The organism is Pelagibacterium halotolerans B2, assembly GCF_000230555.1.
Classification (GTDB): Bacteria; Pseudomonadota; Alphaproteobacteria; order Rhizobiales; family Devosiaceae; genus Pelagibacterium; species Pelagibacterium halotolerans.
Genome location: NC_016078.1, coordinates 3,774,329 through 3,791,975, shown reverse-complemented (window position 1 = coordinate 3,791,975; position 17,647 = coordinate 3,774,329). Strand labels below are relative to the sequence as shown.

General features: G+C 61.1%; 14 protein-coding genes. All 14 read right to left on the bottom strand.

Going from position 1 to position 17,647, the window contains the following annotated elements; genetic code table 11:
* Window positions 1-17: 17 nt before the first annotated feature.
* On the bottom strand, window positions 18-767 hold the full coding sequence (locus KKY_RS18565; protein ID WP_014132932.1) for an amino acid ABC transporter ATP-binding protein: 750 nt from the start codon (window positions 765-767) through the stop codon (window positions 18-20).
* A 10-nt stretch (window positions 768-777) separates the two neighbouring features.
* Window positions 778-1,860 carry an amino acid ABC transporter permease gene (locus KKY_RS18560; RefSeq protein WP_014132931.1) on the bottom strand — a complete coding sequence of 361 codons (1,083 nt, stop codon included), beginning with the start codon at window positions 1,858-1,860 and terminating at the stop codon, window positions 778-780.
* Window positions 1,861-1,867: 7 nt separating this feature from the next.
* Window positions 1,868-3,028 (bottom strand): amino acid ABC transporter permease, encoded by a 1,161-nt coding sequence (locus tag KKY_RS20975; RefSeq protein ID WP_014132930.1) that lies wholly within the window; start codon window positions 3,026-3,028, stop codon window positions 1,868-1,870.
* 60 nt (window positions 3,029-3,088) lie between these two features.
* Window positions 3,089-4,120, bottom strand: coding sequence for a transporter substrate-binding domain-containing protein (locus KKY_RS18550; RefSeq protein WP_014132929.1), 1,032 nt, complete (start codon window positions 4,118-4,120; stop codon window positions 3,089-3,091).
* A gap of 331 nt (window positions 4,121-4,451) precedes the next feature.
* Complete coding sequence (locus KKY_RS18545) at window positions 4,452-5,357, bottom strand: LysR substrate-binding domain-containing protein (protein WP_014132928.1); 906 nt, start codon at window positions 5,355-5,357, stop codon at window positions 4,452-4,454.
* 41 nt (window positions 5,358-5,398) lie between these two features.
* Window positions 5,399-6,604, bottom strand: a complete 1,206-nt coding sequence (locus tag KKY_RS18540; protein WP_014132927.1) for an NAD(P)/FAD-dependent oxidoreductase — start codon at window positions 6,602-6,604, stop codon at window positions 5,399-5,401.
* The gene (locus KKY_RS18535) at window positions 6,601-7,419 is read right to left on the bottom strand and encodes an NAD-dependent epimerase/dehydratase family protein (protein WP_014132926.1); all 819 of its coding nucleotides are present in this window, start codon (window positions 7,417-7,419) and stop codon (window positions 6,601-6,603) included. Before KKY_RS18535 ends, KKY_RS18540 begins: the two co-directional genes overlap by 4 nt.
* 6 nt (window positions 7,420-7,425) lie before the next feature.
* Window positions 7,426-8,640 (bottom strand): pyridoxal phosphate-dependent aminotransferase, encoded by a 1,215-nt coding sequence (locus tag KKY_RS18530; protein ID WP_014132925.1) that lies wholly within the window; start codon window positions 8,638-8,640, stop codon window positions 7,426-7,428.
* Entirely contained in the window at window positions 8,637-10,256 is a 1,620-nt protein-coding gene (locus KKY_RS18525) for a hydantoinase B/oxoprolinase family protein (protein WP_014132924.1), read from the bottom strand. The genes KKY_RS18530 and KKY_RS18525 overlap by 4 nt, the downstream gene beginning before the upstream one ends.
* Window positions 10,253-12,337: a hydantoinase/oxoprolinase family protein gene (locus KKY_RS18520; protein WP_014132923.1), complete on the bottom strand. Its 2,085-nt coding sequence runs from the start codon at window positions 12,335-12,337 to the stop codon at window positions 10,253-10,255. Before KKY_RS18520 ends, KKY_RS18525 begins: the two co-directional genes overlap by 4 nt.
* On the bottom strand, window positions 12,334-14,013 hold the full coding sequence (locus tag KKY_RS18515; RefSeq protein ID WP_014132922.1) for a thiamine pyrophosphate-binding protein: 1,680 nt from the start codon (window positions 14,011-14,013) through the stop codon (window positions 12,334-12,336). The genes KKY_RS18520 and KKY_RS18515 overlap by 4 nt, the downstream gene beginning before the upstream one ends.
* Window positions 14,010-14,633 (bottom strand): SDR family NAD(P)-dependent oxidoreductase, encoded by a 624-nt coding sequence (locus KKY_RS19825; protein WP_014132921.1) that lies wholly within the window; start codon window positions 14,631-14,633, stop codon window positions 14,010-14,012. Before KKY_RS19825 ends, KKY_RS18515 begins: the two co-directional genes overlap by 4 nt.
* Before the next feature lie 111 nt (window positions 14,634-14,744).
* Window positions 14,745-16,187 (bottom strand): FAD-binding oxidoreductase, encoded by a 1,443-nt coding sequence (locus KKY_RS18505; RefSeq protein WP_014132920.1) that lies wholly within the window; start codon window positions 16,185-16,187, stop codon window positions 14,745-14,747.
* A 3-nt stretch (window positions 16,188-16,190) separates the two neighbouring features.
* Window positions 16,191-17,624 (bottom strand): aldehyde dehydrogenase family protein, encoded by a 1,434-nt coding sequence (locus tag KKY_RS18500; RefSeq protein ID WP_041529652.1) that lies wholly within the window; start codon window positions 17,622-17,624, stop codon window positions 16,191-16,193.
* Between the last annotated feature and the right edge of the window lie 23 nt (window positions 17,625-17,647).

The following is a 17,647-nucleotide window of genomic DNA, read 5'->3' as shown; positions in this document are numbered from 1 at the left end:
ATTATTCTGGAAGTGCCCTAATGTTCCAGGACCTGAGAGAGGAACAATTTGGTGCGCTCACTTTGGGGATTGTCGAAAAATGACCCAGGGGCCGCCTCTTCGACAATTTCGCCGCGATCCATGAAAATCACCCGGTCTGCCACCTTGCGGGCAAAACCCATTTCGTGGGTCACGCAAATCATTGTCATGCCTTCGGACGCCAGGTCGGTCATCACGTTGAGGACCTCGCCGATCATTTCGGGATCAAGCGCCGATGTGGGCTCATCGAACAGGAGCATCTCCGGCTCCATGCACAGAGCCCTGGCGATGGCGACGCGCTGCTGCTGCCCGCCCGAAAGCTGCCCGGGATATTTTTCGGCCTGATCGGTAATGCGCACCTTCTCGAGATAGGCCATGGCGGTTTCTTCCGCCCGGGCACGGGGCACTTTGCGCACCAGCATCGGCGCCAGCATGCAGTTTTCCAGCACGGTCATGTGCGGGAAAAGATTGAAGTGCTGAAACACCATGCCGACTTCGCGGCGGATTTCGTCGATATTGGAAACGTTGTCGTTGAGCGCGGTACCGAGCACATTGATGGTTCCCGCATCATGGGCTTCGAGATGGTTGATGCAACGAATAAGGGTCGACTTGCCCGACCCCGACGGCCCGCAGATCACGACCTTTTCTCCCCGGGCAACCGTAAGGTTGATCGAGCGGAGCGCGTGGTAGCTGTCATAGAACTTCTGAAGATTGGAGATTTCCAGGGCAGGTTCATTGGTCTTGGACATTGTCAGGCTCCTAGCGCGATCCGACCGCCATGCGACGCTCGAGATAAGCGCCATAGCGGGACAGGCTGAAAACGAAGACGAAATAGATGACGGCGATGAAGACATAGACCTCGATGAATGCGAAGGTCCATTCGCCGGAGCTGAAAGCGGTCCTTGCGGAGGACATCAGGTCAGAGAACCCGATGATCGAAACCAGGGTGGTCTCCATAAAGAACATCACGAACTGGTTGATGGTGGCCGGCAACGCGCTGTGGAAGGCCTGCGGAAGCACGATGCGCGAGATGCGGTGCCGATAGGACAATCCGAGTGCCTTGGCCGCCTCCTCCTGACCTCCGGCCACCGCCTGCATGCCGCCGCGGATGATTTCGGCCTGATAGGCGGCAAAGAACAGGATGAAGCCGGCAATGACCCGGTAGAGCTTTTCGCCGACCAGCATGTCGGGCATCATGAACGGCAGGACGACCGCAAACGTGAACAGGATCGAGACGTTCGGCAGTGCTCTCACCCCGTCGATGATGACGCCCATCGGCCTCGATATCCAATAGAGCCTGGAATTGCGCATCAGGGCGAACGCGATCGAAAGCGGCATGCCGATCACGGCCATTGTCGTGAAGATGAACAGGGTGAGCGCAAGGCCGCCCCATTGTGCCTCGCGCACGAGCGGGAGCCCCAGAACGCCGCCCTTCATGAGCACATAAAACGTGCCATAGCCGACCAGCCACGTAATCGAGAGCCGCCGCGCCGTCCAGAAATAGGGAATGCACGAGAGCACGACAACGACGACGACAACCAGACAGGCCAGTCCGGACCGCCAATGTTCGGGAAATGGATAGAGACCGAACAATATTATGCGCCAGCGATTGGCGATCACCGACCAGCAGGCGCCACCTTTTGCGGCGCATTCGGCCTGCCGGGCGTCTGGCGAAAAAGTCGCGTCGAAAAGTCCCCAGTTCACCACCTGCCAGACCAGCAGGAGAAGGGCCCCGACGCTGATCACGGTTATCAGGCTGAAGGCCGGGGAGGCGAAATAGTCCTGCCTGAGGTTGCGCCAGAACGCTTCGCGGCGGACCCTGTTTTCCAGTGCGGTGCCCATTTCAGCCCTAGCCTCGCGTTTGATGACCTTTGAGCCTGGCCGCATCGTTTATGCGGTTAAAGACATTGGCCAGGCTGAAATTGATGAGGATGAAAGCGACCATCAGGATCGCCATGAATTCGAAGGTCTGGCCGGACTGCGTGATCGAGGAAACGACCACGGCGAAGAGATCGGTGTATCCCACGATCAGGCCGAGAGTGGTTGCCTTGACCAGCCAGACAAACTGATTGGAAAGGCTGGGCAACATTGCCCGCATCGCCAGAGGAAACCGGACGCGCGAGAAGGTTTGCCATCCGGAAAGGCCGAGCGCGTAGGCGGCCTCGGCATGTCCGGATCCGACGGCCTTGAACCCGCCGCGAAAGATTTCAGCCACGCTGGCACCGCCGGCCACCGCAATGGCAAAGGCAAGAGCGTAGAGCTCGGGCTGAATTCTGTATCCGCCCCGAATGTTGAGACCCTGGGGTTCGGGTATGGCCAGCCAGGGCGTTCCGGCGGGATGGCCGAGGAAAAGGACGATGGCGGCAAGAGCCAGTCCGACAGCGATGATCGCAACCGGAATGCGTCGACGTTGCCCGGGTTCGAGTTTTCTGAACCGTTTGGCCGCCATGAACCAGACAAAGGCCATGACCGTGGCGAAGATGACGACCCAGAACAGCGCTATCGACCAGCCGGCGACGTTGAGACCGGGAAGATAGATGCCGCGACCGGTAAAAAACACGCCGGCAAGTGCGCCGGCATTTCGTGGCGAGGGCAAAAGGGTCGTCAGCGAATACCAGAAGAATATCTGCAGAATGAGCGGAATATTGCGGAAGATTTCGACATAGATCGTGCCGATCAGGTTGAGCGGACGGTTCGGAGCGATCAGTGCAAGACCAACCAGGCCGCCAAATATCGTCGCGCCCGCAAGCCCGATCACCGCCAGAAAGAGGGTGTTGGCAAGGCCAACCAGCAGATACCACCAATAGGGATCGGTCCGGTCCGTGGGCAGGATGGAAAAACTCATCTCCCAGCCGGTGGTTTTCCAGATGAAATCGGACGTCAGCCCGATGCCCTGCTGAGCAAAATTGCTCTGGGCCTCAAAAATCGCAGTGACGATGACCGCAACGATAAGGCCGACAAAAGCAAGCTGGAGGCCTATATTGCGGGCTTTCTGGCTCTTGAGAAACACGGCTTATCCCCTCTTCGAAAAGGCAGCGCCACCCTTCAGGGAAGGGTGGCGCCACACAGATCAGTCGACGACGTAAGGGAACAGGACCCCACCGTCCGTCCATAGCGCGTTCAGGCCGCGCGCCATGCGATATGATGAGTCTTCGCCAAGGGAACGATCGTAGATTTCGGCATAATTGCCGACATGCTTGATGACGTTGTAAGCCCAATCGTCTTCAAGACCCAACGGTGCCCCGAAGCCTGGCGTAACGCCCAAGAGCTTGGCCACCTCGGCAGTGGGAGGGTTGTCGCGCATTTCGTCGACATTCTCCGAGCTCACCCCTTCCTGCTCGGCAAACAGCACGGCCGAGAGGGTCCAGTTGACGACATCGAGCCAGGGATCGTCGCCCTGACGAACGATCATGACCTGGGGTTCAAGCGCGACAACATCGGGCAGCGCGACGTAATCATCGTAATTGTCCGCCGCCAGGTGGGTAATCGCCGTGCCGGCGCCAAAATCGATATAGACGTCACACCGCGCAGAGAAAAAGGCGGAACGCAACTCTTCCTGATTGCCCATGGTGATGGTTTCGAGTTCGATGCCGAGGCGCTCGGCATAAGACGAAATCTGCTTTTCCTGGCTCGAGGCGGCAAGAACGCAGACCGAACCGCCATCGGCGTCAGCCAGGCTTTCCAGGCCGAGATCGGCACGGGCCAGAAGATTGGACGTTCCCAGGAAGTAGGTGTTGGAGAACTGGAAACCGAGCTCGGTATCGCGCGAGAAGGTACCGCCCGAGGATTTGACGATGACGTCGACATCGCCCGACTGCAGGGCGGGCCAGCGCTGCGCCCACGAAATGGGCACAATATCGACGGCGTCGGGATTGCCGAAAATGGCCGCTGCCAGGGCGCGGCACAGCTCGATGTCGATGCCCTGCCAATTGCCCTGATCGTCGAGCTCGGCCATGCCGGGATTCGACCCGTCACCGCCCGTACAGTTGAGAACGCCGCGCTCTTTGACGCCTTGCAATGTATCGCCTGGCGCCGCCAATGCCGGCTGACCGGCCACCGCCATGCTGAGCAACGCCAGCGACGGGAGAACAAATTTCCGCATAAGACCCTTCCTTTGTATGCAGACACATTCCTGATGCGACCAGATCGGGCTTGACCTGTCGCATTGCAGAAGACCGGAACGGCTGCGGGACCGGCCTGCTGTTGGTCCGGGAACGCTGGGGTGGCAGATCCAGAGCGAGCTTTGAGGCTGGGAACGACGCCGGATAACCCCTCGGTTCAAGTCCGGCTATGGCCAAGCTGCAAGCTCAATAAACCCCGATACGCGTTTCCGACTTCACCACAGTGCAGCAGGACCATGGCCGGCCAAATGAAGAAAGACGGATGTTCAGCAAGATTTGCTTTCCACACGGCGCGAACGGCGATCGGGAGTTTCAGTCCCAATCCTGACTGACTATCCAGTTGCAGAAAGCGGCAATAGTTTTGACGCGCCGATGCGCTTTGGGCAAAATCAGATAGAAGCCCGGTGTATCTTTTTCGTCCATGTCTTGGAGGGCATGCACCCCGAACGGAGCGACCAGCTTGCCCATCTGAAGATCATCGAGCGCATCGATTTTCGAGATCAGGCCGACGCCGATTCCAGATATCGTGCCACGCCGCATTGTGGCGGCATCCTGAAATTCGATGACGCGTTCAGGGTCATGATACTCGACGCCGAGATGGTTGAGGACCTTGAGCCACAGGTCGCGCGACAACACCGGATGCAGGAGCGTCATATTGCTCAGATCCGAGGGCTGCCTGATCTTTTCGGCAAGCGCGGGCGAGCAGCAGATAATCTTGGGATCGCGCACCAGAAGGGATGTGTCGTATTCCTTCCAGGTGTCGAACCCCCACTGGATCGATACGTCCACCTCGTCGGCCGCGAAATCAGGCAAGTCGACCATCGTCGTCAGGCGCAGATCGGCCCCCGGGACAGCCTCCTGGATGTTGCCAAGTCGGGAGATCAGGTAGCGCGTGGCAAAATACGGGCTGACGTTGAGATTGATGCGATTTCGATAGGTCGCATTTGTGACCCGGCGCACGCCCTCGGCAAATTCGTCAAATCCGGCCTGCACGAAATGGGAGAGCAGGATGGCCTGCTCGGTGGGCTCAATGACCCTGCCCTTCCTCTCGAACAGGGGGACATTGAGAATGTCCTCGAGCAGCTTGATCTGCTGGCTGACCGCTTGGGGGGTGACCAGCATATCATCGGCCGCCGAGCGGAAAGAGCCCTTGCGGATCACGACCCAGAAAACGCGCAATGCGTTCAGCGGCAGCATTCTGATCGAGGGGCCTTGCATCGCAATCCTTGAACGGTCGACCTAAGTTCTAAAACCGACGGTCAGATCACCGCCTTTTCGAGGAATGGCCTGTTCTCGACTATACGCTCAAATCCAACTTCGGAAAGATCGAGTTCACGATATTGGCCATAGGTAATCAATTCGGACACACCGCGACCGGTTGCCGGGCCCTGTTGCAGCCCGTGACCGGAGAACCCGTTTGCAAATATGAAGTTCTTGACCTCGGGATGCCGGCCAACGACCATGTTGTGGTCGAGCGTGTTGAAGGCGTAGTGCCCGGCCCATTGATTGACGACCTTGATCGCTTCGAACTGTTGCGAGCGTTCCGCAAGCGTGGGCCAGATCACCTCCTCGAACTCGTCATAGCGCGGCTCGAAATCGTCCCAATCGACCGCCGGGTCCTCGATGGGCGGGCAGCCTGACAAGAAGAACTTGCCTTCGGGGCGGCAGAACACACCGGAGGGATCGATCATCAGGGGCAGACGACCGTCATTGACCTGCGCCGAACCTTCCGGCGTATCGGCGCAGTCGAAAACGAAAAGCGTGCGCTTGCGCGGTTCGACCGGAATATCGAGCCCCGCCATGCGCGCGGTCAGCGCGGCACGCGGCCCGGACGCATTGACGAGAGTTCCGGCGGTGACGATTTGGCCCGACTTCAACGTCACCGACGTGACCCGGTTGCCGTCGCGGCCGATGGCTGTCACTTCATCAGTAACGAATTCGGCCCCCTGGGCGCGTGCCTTGGCCTTAAAGCCGTACATCATGCCCGTGTTGTTGAACCAGCCCTCGCCCGAGCGGCCATAGGACGCCAATTCAATGTCATCGACCCGCAGATGAGGGAAGGCATCGGCCAACTCGTCGCGGTTCCAAAGGACAACGTCCGCTCCGCATGCCTTCTGAACCTCGTGATTTTCGCGCAAGGTCTGAACCTGATCTGGTGTATTTGCCAGAAACAGGTAGCCGCCTGAATGGAAATGGAGGTCCGGGCGATCGCCGTCCACTTCCATCATCCGGGCAAAGTTCCTGATCACTTCCGATCCGTACTGACTGATCCTGACGTTGATCGGGTTGGAGAACTGGGTGCGGATCGAGGACGAGGAAAGCGAGGTCGATGCCTTGACATAGCTGGGGTCTTTTTCGACCACGAGAACCGATCCGGTAAAATCGGTGTTGGCCGTGAGATAGTAGGCAACGGCCGAGCCGATGACCGCACCGCCAACGATTACGACGTCATAGCTGTCTTTCATTTCCCGGCCTCGTCGTCGGGGTGACCGAGCTCGCAGAACCAGCCGCCCAGGAAGCGGGTTGCGGCGGCACCGGGATCGGCGGGATCGGTCCTGGCCTCAATCGCCTGGCGGAAGGGTTCGGAACTGTCCTGGGGACGGTAACCCAAATGGCCGGCCCTGGCATTGTCCACCGGCTTTAGCGCATTGTCGGAAAGACCGAAGCTGATGGTGTGCCCCACATGAGGCGCCGTAAGGCTCGCACTTACCAGCCGCACGCAATCGTCAAAGCTGAGGTAGGACCAGAGCATGCGCCGGTCGGCCGGTTCGGGAAAGGATGAGAAAATGCGCACGCACACGCTTTCGATACCGAATTTGTCCCAATAGAGCCGGCTCAGGGATTCAACAAAACACTTGGAAACGCCGTAGAGGCTATCGGGCCGCACCGGAGCTTCCGTGTCGATATGGGCCTGGAGCGGGTGGTAGCCGATGGCGTGGACCGAGGAGGCGTAGACAACGCGCCCGACGCCGTGCCGACGCGCGGCCTCATAGATGTTGTAGCTCCCCTCAATGTTGGAGGACAGTACGGTCTTCCATGCGGTCTCAAGCGGTGCGCCGCCAAAATGGACGATGGCATCCACGTCCCGCACGGCTTCGAACACGGCGGCCTCATCGGAAAGGTCGAATGTCAGGGCTTCTTCGTGAGCCTGAATATCCTCGATTTCGGTCCGGTCCGCCAGCCGGACATGGTCAGCGAGCAGAGCCAGGCCCTTGCGCAGCTCGGTGCCGAGGCGACCTGCTGCTCCGGTGAGAAGAATTCTTTTGTAGTGCTTCGCCATTGGCCTTTACTCGCTTTGCAACGTCAGTTTCGAGACCGCAGCCGCTATGCGGTCGATAGCTTCCGAGAGCGTCTGTTCGGAGGTCGCTGTTGAAATACGGAAGAATGGGGACAAACCATAAGCGGCCCCGGGCACCGCGGCCACATGCGCTTGTTCAAGCAGGTATCGTGCGACCGCGACGTCGTCCACCAGGATCGCTTCCGACGGCGTTTTCGACCCGATGAGGGCCGCGCATCCGATATAGGCGTAGAATGCCCCTTCGGGCGCATCGAGGGTGAGCCCGTCGATCCGGGCTATTTTTTCAACGACGAGGTCGCGGCGACGCTCGAACGCGGCGCGAAATTCCGCAACCGCATCCTGGGGCCCTTCAAGCGCGGCAATGGTCGCGAACTGCGCGACCGTGCAGACCGACGTGCATGACTGGCTCTGGACCGTTGCCATGGCCTTGATGAGCCATCTCGGTCCAGCTCCATACCCAACCCGCCACCCGGTCATCGCGTAGGCTTTCGAGACCCCGTTGACGATCAACGTCCGTTCGCGCAATTGCGGGCAGGCCCTGGCGAACGAGATGAACTGGCGATCATCGAAGACGATGTGTTCATAGATCTCATCGGAAAGGACGAGCACCTGCGGATGGTTTTCGAGCACCGCGCCGAGCGCCTTGAGCTCATCCTCGCTGTAAACCGCCCCCGAGGGATTGCCCGGCATGTTGAGAAACAGCCAGCGCGTTCTGTCGGTGATCGCGGCTTCGAGCACGTCGGGGGTCAGGCGAAACCCCGTTTCGGCCGGACATTCGGGCGTAACCGGCACGCCACCGAACAGCTTGGCCATTTCGGGGTAGGAGACGAAATAGGGGGCGGGCAGGATCACCTCGTCGCCCGGGTTCACCGTCGCCATCAACGCGTTGAAGATGATCTGCTTGGCGCCATTGGCCACGGCGATCTCGTCAATCGCGTAGTCGAGATCATTCTCGCGCTTGAATTTCGCGCCGATTGCCCGCCGGGTTTCCGGCGTTCCCAGAGACGCCGTATAAAGCATCCGCTGGCTGCGTGCGGCGTCGAACGCTGCCTCCGTGATATGGGCCGGCGCGGCAAAATCGGGCTCGCCCAGTCCGAGATCGATAACATCGACACCCGTCGCCGCGAGGTCCTTGGCGGCCTGGCTGACGGCCATGGACGCAGACGGCTTGACGGCCTGGAGGCGTTCAGCGACCCGGTTCATTGTCCTGCCTCCGTAACGTAGCCCTTGACCCGGTCTTCCACGCTCGCTTCATCGGGCCGCTCGCCGGGATCGCCGAACCCGCCGCCGCCGGGCAGATTGAGGACAAGTCTTTTGCCCCCCGGCACAAACTGCCACCCCTTGGCCTTGAGCCTGGTGCCGTCGTCGAGCGCCACCGATCCGGGCGCACCGTCCTCGCCGCCATCGCGACCACGCGGCGGCGAGGCGATACGATCAAACATTGCGGAAAATTCGAACTCATGGTTGTCCCGGGGCGCGATCTCGATGACCTGGCCCAGCCCGCCACGATATTTGCCCGCGCCACCGGAATCGGGGCGCAACTCCTTGCGCCAGATGACGATCGGGCCGGTGTGCTCGGTCGCTTCGACAGGCATGGTGTGAACACCCGAAGGAAAGGCCGTCGATGAAAGGCCGTCGAGGCCGGGCCGTGCGCCCATGCCCCCCGAGTTGAACATGAGCACCTCGGCCCGCCGCCCGGTCTTGCCGGCCTGGGGACGGGCGGAAATGTGGATGTTCCACAAGGCCCCGGCCCCTTCGGCCTGAATTTTTCCCGGCAGCACTTTTGCGAGCGCTCCCAACACCAGATCGGGCACCATATGACCGATGACATGGCGCAGCGACACTGGGGCGGGGCGGCTGGCGTTGAGGATATTTTCCGGCGCGGACACAGTCAGGGCCGCGAGGGAAGCCGAATTGTTGGGAATGTCCGGCGCAACGACGCATTTGATGGCGTAGCACGCATAAGCCTTGGTGTAGATGAGCGGAACATTGATGCCCCACCGGCTCATCGCGTCGCTGCCGGTAAAATCGACATTGATCACGTCATCGCCGATGGAAACCTCGGCGGCCAGCCGGATGGGCTCGTCATAGCCATCGGTGAGCATATCGTTCGACCAGCGGCCCTTGGGCAGCGCCGCGATGCGCTCCATCATGGCTGCATGGGTGCGCGTGAAGATGAACTCACCGAGGGTTTGCAGATCCGCCAATTTAACTTCATCGAGCATTTCCATCAGGCGCTTCTGACCGACATCATTACAGCCGGCCAGCGAAAAGAAATCGCCGATCACCTGATCGGGTTCGCGCACATTGGCGCGCAGAATGCGCAGCAAATCGGCATTGACCGTACCGCGCTCGGCAAATTTCATGATCGGGATCTGTATCCCTTCCTCATAAACCGATTTGCCGTCGGCGCCGAACCCGCGCCCACCCACATCGACCACATGCGCGGTACAGGCGAAAAAGCCGATCAGAATGTCACCGCGAAAGGCGGGGGTGACCATTGTGATGTCGTGAAGATGGCCCGTCCCTTTCCAGGGATCATTGGTGACGTAGGTGTCGCCCGGATACATTTCCCCCCGCGGGATTTCCGCGATGAAATGGAGAACCGCCTCGGCCATCGTGTTGACGTGTCCCGGCGTGCCGGTGACCGCCTGGGCCAGCATTCGGCCCGCGGGATCGAAGATCCCCGCCGACAAATCGCCGGCCTCGCGCACCGATGTGGAAAAAGCAGTGCGCAGAAGCGTCAGAGCCTGCTCTTCAACCACCGAGATCAGGCGATTCCACATCACCTGCATGCGGATTTCTTCGATCTGGCTCATGATTTCAAACCTTTGCGCACGAGAAGCAGCGTGCCGTCCGCCTGCACGATTGCGTCGAACGGCGAGGTCACGACGGTGGATGTTTCGCGCTCCACGATGACGGCGGGTCCGGAAACACGATTGCCCGCAACGAGCGTGTCGCGCGCAACGATGTTGGTCTCCTCGTTGCCGCCGAGCGCGGGATCAAAGACGGGGCGGCGATCGGGCGCGTTCATGGGTGCGCCCGTTTCCACCAGCGCTTGCCGCTCGACCGGCGCGCGGACGTCCTGGGCCTTGACCGAAAAGGTCACGAATTCGATTTCGGGCCCCTCTACCGCGCGCCCAAAGAACTGGGCATACCGGGCCTTGAAGGCTTCGGCGATCATTCCGGCATCCCCGGCGCCAAACGCGCGGTCCGGGAGCGGCACGGGGATTTCCCAGCCCTGTCCCGCATAGCGCATGAAGCCTGTTATCTCACGCTCGATCACGCCGCTGGTTCCGGCCCGTACAAAGCTTTCGGCGGTGTTCTTGAGGCCATCGAGAAGATCGTTGAGCGCAGCCGCATCGAAACAGGACAGCGCCGTGATCTTTGAAGCCAGCGCCTCATACCCGAATGGCGCGCGCAGGAAGCCAATTGCCGAACCGACGCCGGCGCCCTGCGGGATCAGGCACCGGTCAACGCCGAGTTTTTCGCAAAGACGGGCGGCGTGCAGCGGCGCCGCGCCGCCAAAGGCAATCATCGTCTTTTCCGAGATGTTCTTGCCGCTTTCCACGGCATGAACACGGGCCGCATTGGCCATGTTCTCATCAACCACATCACAGATGCCAAAGGCCGCCGCCTGCGGTTCGAGACCGAGCCTGTCGCCCACATCGCGTGCGATGGCATTGCCGGCCCTCTCGACCGAGAGCCTGATCTTGCCACCAGCGAAATTGTCGGGATCGAGCTTGCCCATGACGAGATCGGCATCGGTGACCGCCGGACGGTCGCCGCCACGCTGATAACAGGCCGGTCCGGGTTCGGAGGCGGCCGATTCGGGGCCAACCTGAATCCGGCCCATGGCATCGACCCATGCTATCGAACCTCCACCCGCGCCGATCTCGATCATCTCGATGACCGGTATGGAGATGGGCATTCCCGAGCCCTTGCAGAACCGATAGGTCCTGGCAACTTCGAATGTCCGGGCCGTCTGGGGCTGGAAATCGTCGATCAGGCAGATCTTGGCGGTCGTTCCGCCCATATCGTAGGAAACAACGCGGTCGAGGCCGAAGCGCCGTGCGATATCGGCGGCAAAGATCGCCCCGCCGGCCGGTCCGGACTCTACAAGCCGCACCGGAAATTCAGCGGCCGTTTCGACCGAAATCAGACCACCGCCCGAATGGATCATGAAGACGGGACACCCGGCTCCCATTTCCTTGAGCCGGACCTGGAGGCGGGAGAGATAGTCCGCCATCTGCGGGCGCACATAAGCATTGGCGCATACGGTATTGAAGCGCTCGAATTCGCGCATTTGCGGCGAAACTTCCGAGGAAATCGAAATGGGAAGATCGAGCGTTTCCGCCAGGATGTCGCGGGCGCGCTTTTCGTGGGCGTCGTTGACGTAGGAGTGGATGAACCCGATGGCAACCGCTCCGAACTCCCGCGCCTTGATGGTGCCGGCGGTTTGGCGGAGCGCGGCTTCATCGAGGGGCTGCAATTGTTCGCCCTGCGCGCTGATCCGGCCGCGTACGGTGAAACGATCCTCGCGCGGGATCAAGGGCGTCGGAAGCTTGAGGTTGAGATCGTATTGCTCGAACCGGTTCTCGGTCCGCATTTCGATGACGTCGCGAAAGCCCTCGGTCGTGATCAGAGCGGTGCGCGCGCCGCGACGCTCGATCAGCGCATTGGTCGCCAGTGTCGTGCCATGGATGATCGTGTCGATCTCTTCGGGCCCGACGCCGGCGTCGGCGCACACGATCTCCAGCCCATCGAGAATGGCCTGCTCGGGCGCCGAATAATTGGTGAGCACCTTTGTGGAATGAAGTGTTCCCCGGACATCGAGCACGATGTCGGTGAAGGTGCCGCCGATATCGGCGCCCAGACGAATGCCCTGACCGACAGTCATGCCGTTTCCTTTGCTCTGAGCGCTGCATCGCGCATTTCCGACAGCGTTTGCCGGGGCGTGAGCGCTTCGGGAGAAATCACCAGTTCGAGTACCGCCCCTGTCCGCGAGGCCAGGGCGCGATCGAACGCCGCTTCGAAGTCACCTGTCGTTTCGACCTTTTCGGCATGGAAGCCATATGCCCTGGCCAGCGCCACGAAATCGGGGTTTCGGTCCATGGTGGTCCCGGAGACCCGGGCCGGGTAATTGCGCTCCTGATGCGCACGGATCGTGCCGTAGATGCCGTTGTTGAGGATGAGTATGATCGGCTGTGCGTCGGCCTGAAGGGCCGTGGCCAATTCCTGGCAATTCATCTGAAAATCGCCATCGCCGGCGAAACAGACAACCGTGCGGTCCGGGCAGGCGACCTTGGCGGCAATCGAGGCGGGAACGCCATAGCCCATGGCGCCCGACTGCGGAGCCAGAAGTCGCGCCCCGGGACCGTAGCGGAAAAATTTCCCCGGCCAGACCGTGAAGTTGCCCGCACCATTGGTGAGGATAAAATCCTCGGGGAGCTTGTCGCGCATGATTGCGCAAACCTTTCCCATATCAACCGGCGATGGCAGATCGGGCAGCTCGAAGCCCTTTTCATAAGCTTGGCGGGCCTCGGACCGCCATGCAGACCAGGTGCCCCTCACCGCTGCCATTTCCCCAAGCGCGGCTGCAAAGGCGTTGGGGCCGGCCTGAATGGCCAGCGCCGGGCGATAGACCTTGCCGATTTCAAGGTCGGACCCGTGAACATGGATCAGGGTCTGGGCCGGCTGCGGCACGTCGAACAGGGTGTAGCCATCGGTCGACATTTCGCCGAACCGATTGTTGATCGCCAGGACGAGGTCGGCCTGTTTCACCAGCTTGCGAATATGGGGCGTCATGCCCACGCCCATCTCCCCCACAAAGACCGGCGAAGAATTGTCGAACTGATCCTGGTAGCGAAAGACGGCTGCAACCGGGATGTTGCTGGCCTCGGCAAATGCCTGAATGGCGGCGGTGCTGCCCTCCGACCAATTGCATCCGCCCAGCATGATAAGCGGCCGCTCAGCCTCAGCGAGAAGCCGGCGCAGATTGTCCATGCTGGCGCGGTCGGGGGCCGGCTCGGAAATCTCGAGGGGCGCAGACAGTGGCGCAGCTTCGGTCATCGAGGTCAGCATGTCTTCAGGCAGAGCCACCACCACGGGGCCGGGACGACCTGATTTGGCCCGCAACCATGCCCGGGAGAGGATTTCAGGGATGCGATCGGCATGATCGATTTCGACGGTCCATTTGGCCATCGTGCCGAATACGGCCCTGTAATCGAGCTCCTGGAAGGCCTCGCGGCCCTTCATGTCTGTGCCCACCTGGCCGACGAACAAGATCATCGGTGCGCTGTCCTGCATGGCCGTATGCACACCGATCGAGGCATTGGTCGCCCCAGGCCCGCGCGTGACCATGCAAATGCCGGGCTCTCCCATGAGCTTGCCATAGGCAGCAGCCATGAAGCTCGCGCCGCCTTCGTTGCGGCACAGGATGTAGTCGAGCTTCCCCCTTGTATCGTGGAGCGCGTCGAGCACCGCAAGGTAGCTTTCCCCGGGAACGCCGAAGGCCTTTTGGGCACCGAGCGCGACGAGGCTTTCGACAAGGAGTTGGCCCCCGTTTCGTGTCATTGGATATTGTCCTTGCGATGGCTTGACGGTTGCGGCATCGACGCTCCGTCTTCGTGAAAGCGTGCATCTATCTGTTCGGCGATGTCGCGGGCCTGCGCCTCACTCAACTCCGCACCGATATGCAGGCAGCGGGCCGTCAGCCCGGCTGGGCCAAACTCGCGCTCCAGCGCTCCCGCACACGCCTCCAGCGCCCCCCCGAGTGTGACCTGCAACACTCCTGCGTCCCGGCCGGCGTCCTGCGCCAGAAAAAGCACCGCGCTGCGCCCGTCGGCGATCAGTTGCGGCATGAGGTCGTGAGTGAGATGCAGAGCGGCCGAAAAATTGACCTCAAGCCCCATATCGATATCGGCTTCGGTGAGGTCGCCAAAGCCGGCCGCATCCGGCCAGCGCAACGCTGCGTGCACAAGCAGGTCGATATCGAGACCGTCCGTCAGTGATCTCAGTTCCACCCGATCGGTCATATCGAAGGCCAGCGGTTCGATGCCGTAATCGGCACGCAAATCCGCAAGCACCTGCCGGTTGCGCCCAACGGCGTACACACGCCAGCCGGTCTCGGAAAAGGCAACCGCCAGAGAGCGGCCTATACTCCGCGTTGCGCCCGTCACGAATGCCGTTTTCATGAATGATCTCCACCTATGCCCCGATGCTGATGGCGTGGCGGTTCGATTGAAACCAAGAAAAACCGGACATCGACAAGTATTGCTTACGCAAACCGACGCAAAGGCAATATATTACAATAAGTTAGGTGTATTCCGGTCAATCGTCCCGGACGTATTGGCAGCAAGAACGACGCCTGGATTGAGAAGGCCCTGCGGGTCGAGCGCCTGTTTGATCCGCCCCATCAGCGCGCGTTCGGCAGCGGGCCGCAGGGCATCGGCGAGGGCGATCTTGGATCGTCCCAGCCCGTGCTCGGCCGCAAAGCTGCCACCGAGTTCGGTGGCCAGTCTTGCGAGGGCTGTTGCCAGCGCGGGCGCTGTATCGGCGAAGTCAGGATGCCCGGCGGGAGGCGACAAATTGTAATGCGTATTGCCATCGCCGAGATGGCCGAACGCATTGATGCGCACGCCACCCAGAATATCCTGGCAAAGGTTCCCGGCCTCGCCGATGAACTCGGCAAGCCGGCCGGGCGGGACGGAAATATCGTGCTTGAGCTGGGGCCCTTCCAGCCTTTGGCCCTCGGGCTGCTCCTCGCGCAAGCGCCAGAAGGCGGCGCGTTGGGTATCGGACATGGCAAGGGCGCCATCCACGACGATCCCCTGCCCGAAGCCATCTTCGAGGCAGGACTGCATGATTTCGGAGAGCGGCACTTTGGATGAACCGGCCGTCATCTCCACCAACAGATACCAAGGAGCCCGACTTTCGAGGGGCATTGCGAGCCCCTCGACATTCGCAAGGGCCAGATCGAGGCCAAAATCACTGAAAAATTCCAGTCCGCCCAGAAATTCGCCAGCCTCTTTTCTCAGAAGCGAGCCAACAGCGACAAGCGCATCCATGTCCGGCACGGCCAGCAGGGCCGTTTCCCGAACCTTGGGCGCGGGAAAAAGCTTGAGAACGGCCCTTGTGACAATGCCCAGCGTCCCTTCGCCTCCGCAGAACAGTTTGCGGAGCTGGTACCCCGCATTGTCCTTTTGCACGGCGCGCAAACCATTCCAGATGGACCCGTCGGCCAAAACCACTTCCAACCCCAGCACGAGATCCTGCATCATCCCGTAACGGGCGGCGTGACTGCCGCCGGCATTGGTGCCGATCAGACCGCCGATCTGGGCCGTGCCCTCGGCCCCCAGATGCAGAGGGAAAATCAGATCGTGCGGTTCGAGCGCGTCATGGAGTGCCGCCAGCACGACACCCGCCTCGACCGTCATCGAGCCGGTTGCCGTATCGGGTTTGCCCATTGCGTTCATGCGGGAGAGCGAAACAATGACGCTCCCCGCCCTGCCGCAAACGGCCGCGCCGCACAGCCCCGTATTGCCGCCCTGGGGCACAACCGGAACACCGGCTCGCGCGCAGGCCCCAATCACGGCGGCGACTTCGCCGGTCGTGGCCGGGCGGGCGATGCCCAAAGGCGGCTCACCATAGCGATCGAGCCAGTCACGCACCGAACCGACGCTATCGTGAGCGCTGAGCCATCCCTTCGGCCCGAGCAGATCGAACAATTCCTGCGATAGATCGCTCATTGCCTACCCCGCAAACTCGTAGGCGGTCTTGACGCCGGTATAAAATTCCATCGCCATCGGCCCTTGCTCGCGCGAGCCGAGACTCGACGCTTTGCGACCGCCGAAGGGAACATGGTAATCGACTCCCGCCGTTGGCAGGTTCGTCATCACCATGCCGGCCTGAGATTTCTGCCGGAATGCCGTGGCGTATTTCAAAGATTGTGTGACGATGCCCGAGGACAGACCGAACCGCGTATCGTTGGCGACCGCCAACGCCTCATCGAAATCACAGACGGCGATCACGCTGGCACAAGGACCAAAGATTTCCTCGCGGGAGGAACGCATGGCGTTGGTCGCGCCGACAAACAAGGCCGGGGCCTGGAAGAACCCTTCGTGATTGAGCCGGCCGCCGCCGCGGACCTCGCAGCCTTCGGCGGCGGCAAGCGCGACATAATCGAGATTGCCCGATAGCTGGTTTTCCGACACGACGGGACCGATATCGGTATCGGCCTGCAGCGGGTCGCCCAGCCGAAGAGCCAGCCTGGCCGCGTCGAGCGCTTCGACGAATTTGTCGTGAATGCCCTTTTGCACGATGAGCCGCGAGGACGCGGTACAACGCTGGCCGGTGGAAAAAAAGGCGCCGTTCAGAGCGCATCTGACAGCGGTTTCGATATCGGCATCGTCGAGCACGACGAGCGGGTTCTTGCCCCCCATCTCGAGCTGAACCTTCTTCATGGTCCTGGCGCATGCCATGGCAATGGAACGTCCGACCGCTTCCGAACCGGTAAAGGATATCGCCGCGACGTCGGGATGATCGGTCAGGGCTTGTCCGACAAGGCTGCCCTGCCCCATGACCAGGTTGAAAACGCCTGCGGGAATACCGGCTTCATGCAAGATTTCGGTCAGCACATGGGCGCAGGCCGGCGTCAGTTCAGCCGGCTTGAGCACCACCGCATTGCCGGCAGCAAGCGCGGGCGCCACCTTCCAGGCCGGAATTGCAATCGGGAAATTCCAGGGCGTGATGAGACCAACCACGCCGAGCGGCTCACGGGTAACCTCGATTTCGACGCCGGGACGGACGGAGGCAATCTTTTGCCCTGAGACCCTGAGCGCTTCCCCGGCAAAGAACGAAAAGATCTGCGCCGCACGGGTCGCCTCGCCAATCGCCTCGGGCAGTGCCTTGCCTTCCTCCCGCGCCAGCAGGCGTCCGATCTCATCGGCCCGCTCCAGCAATTTCGCGCCGGCGCGCGCCAAGACGTCGGAGCGCTGCTGGGGGGTTGCAGCAGCCCATGCCGGCTGCGCCGCCCTGGCTGCCGCCACGGCCGCTTCGACATGCGCAACGCCGCTCGAGGCAAAATAGCCTATGAGCTCTTGCGGCCGGGCGGGATTGCGATTTTCGGTGACCGCATCACCCTCCACCCAACGGCCATAGATATAGTTCTTGCGAATGCCGCTCATGGTCCAACCCAGCTTTCCCAACC

Bases quoted from the DNA above. Each gene is read 5' to 3' on its own strand.
- KKY_RS18565 (WP_014132932.1), bottom strand. From the start codon at position 767: ATGTCCAAGACCAATGAACCTGCCCTGGAAATCTCCAATCTTCAGAAG.
- KKY_RS18560 (WP_014132931.1), bottom strand. From the start codon at position 1,860: ATGGGCACCGCACTGGAAAACAGGGTCCGCCGCGAAGCGTTCTGGCGC.
- KKY_RS18550 (WP_014132929.1), bottom strand. From the start codon at position 4,120: ATGCGGAAATTTGTTCTCCCGTCGCTGGCGTTGCTCAGCATGGCGGTG.
- KKY_RS18545 (WP_014132928.1), bottom strand. From the start codon at position 5,357: ATGCAAGGCCCCTCGATCAGAATGCTGCCGCTGAACGCATTGCGCGTT.
- KKY_RS18540 (WP_014132927.1), bottom strand. From the start codon at position 6,604: ATGAAAGACAGCTATGACGTCGTAATCGTTGGCGGTGCGGTCATCGGC.
- KKY_RS18535 (WP_014132926.1), bottom strand. From the start codon at position 7,419: ATGGCGAAGCACTACAAAAGAATTCTTCTCACCGGAGCAGCAGGTCGC.
- KKY_RS18530 (WP_014132925.1), bottom strand. From the start codon at position 8,640: ATGAACCGGGTCGCTGAACGCCTCCAGGCCGTCAAGCCGTCTGCGTCC.
- KKY_RS18525 (WP_014132924.1), bottom strand. From the start codon at position 10,256: ATGAGCCAGATCGAAGAAATCCGCATGCAGGTGATGTGGAATCGCCTG.
- KKY_RS18520 (WP_014132923.1), bottom strand. From the start codon at position 12,337: ATGACTGTCGGTCAGGGCATTCGTCTGGGCGCCGATATCGGCGGCACC.
- KKY_RS18515 (WP_014132922.1), bottom strand. From the start codon at position 14,013: ATGACACGAAACGGGGGCCAACTCCTTGTCGAAAGCCTCGTCGCGCTC.
- KKY_RS19825 (WP_014132921.1), bottom strand. From the start codon at position 14,633: ATGAAAACGGCATTCGTGACGGGCGCAACGCGGAGTATAGGCCGCTCT.
- KKY_RS18505 (WP_014132920.1), bottom strand. From the start codon at position 16,187: ATGAGCGATCTATCGCAGGAATTGTTCGATCTGCTCGGGCCGAAGGGA.
- KKY_RS18500 (WP_041529652.1), bottom strand. From the start codon at position 17,624: ATGAGCGGCATTCGCAAGAACTATATCTATGGCCGTTGGGTGGAGGGT.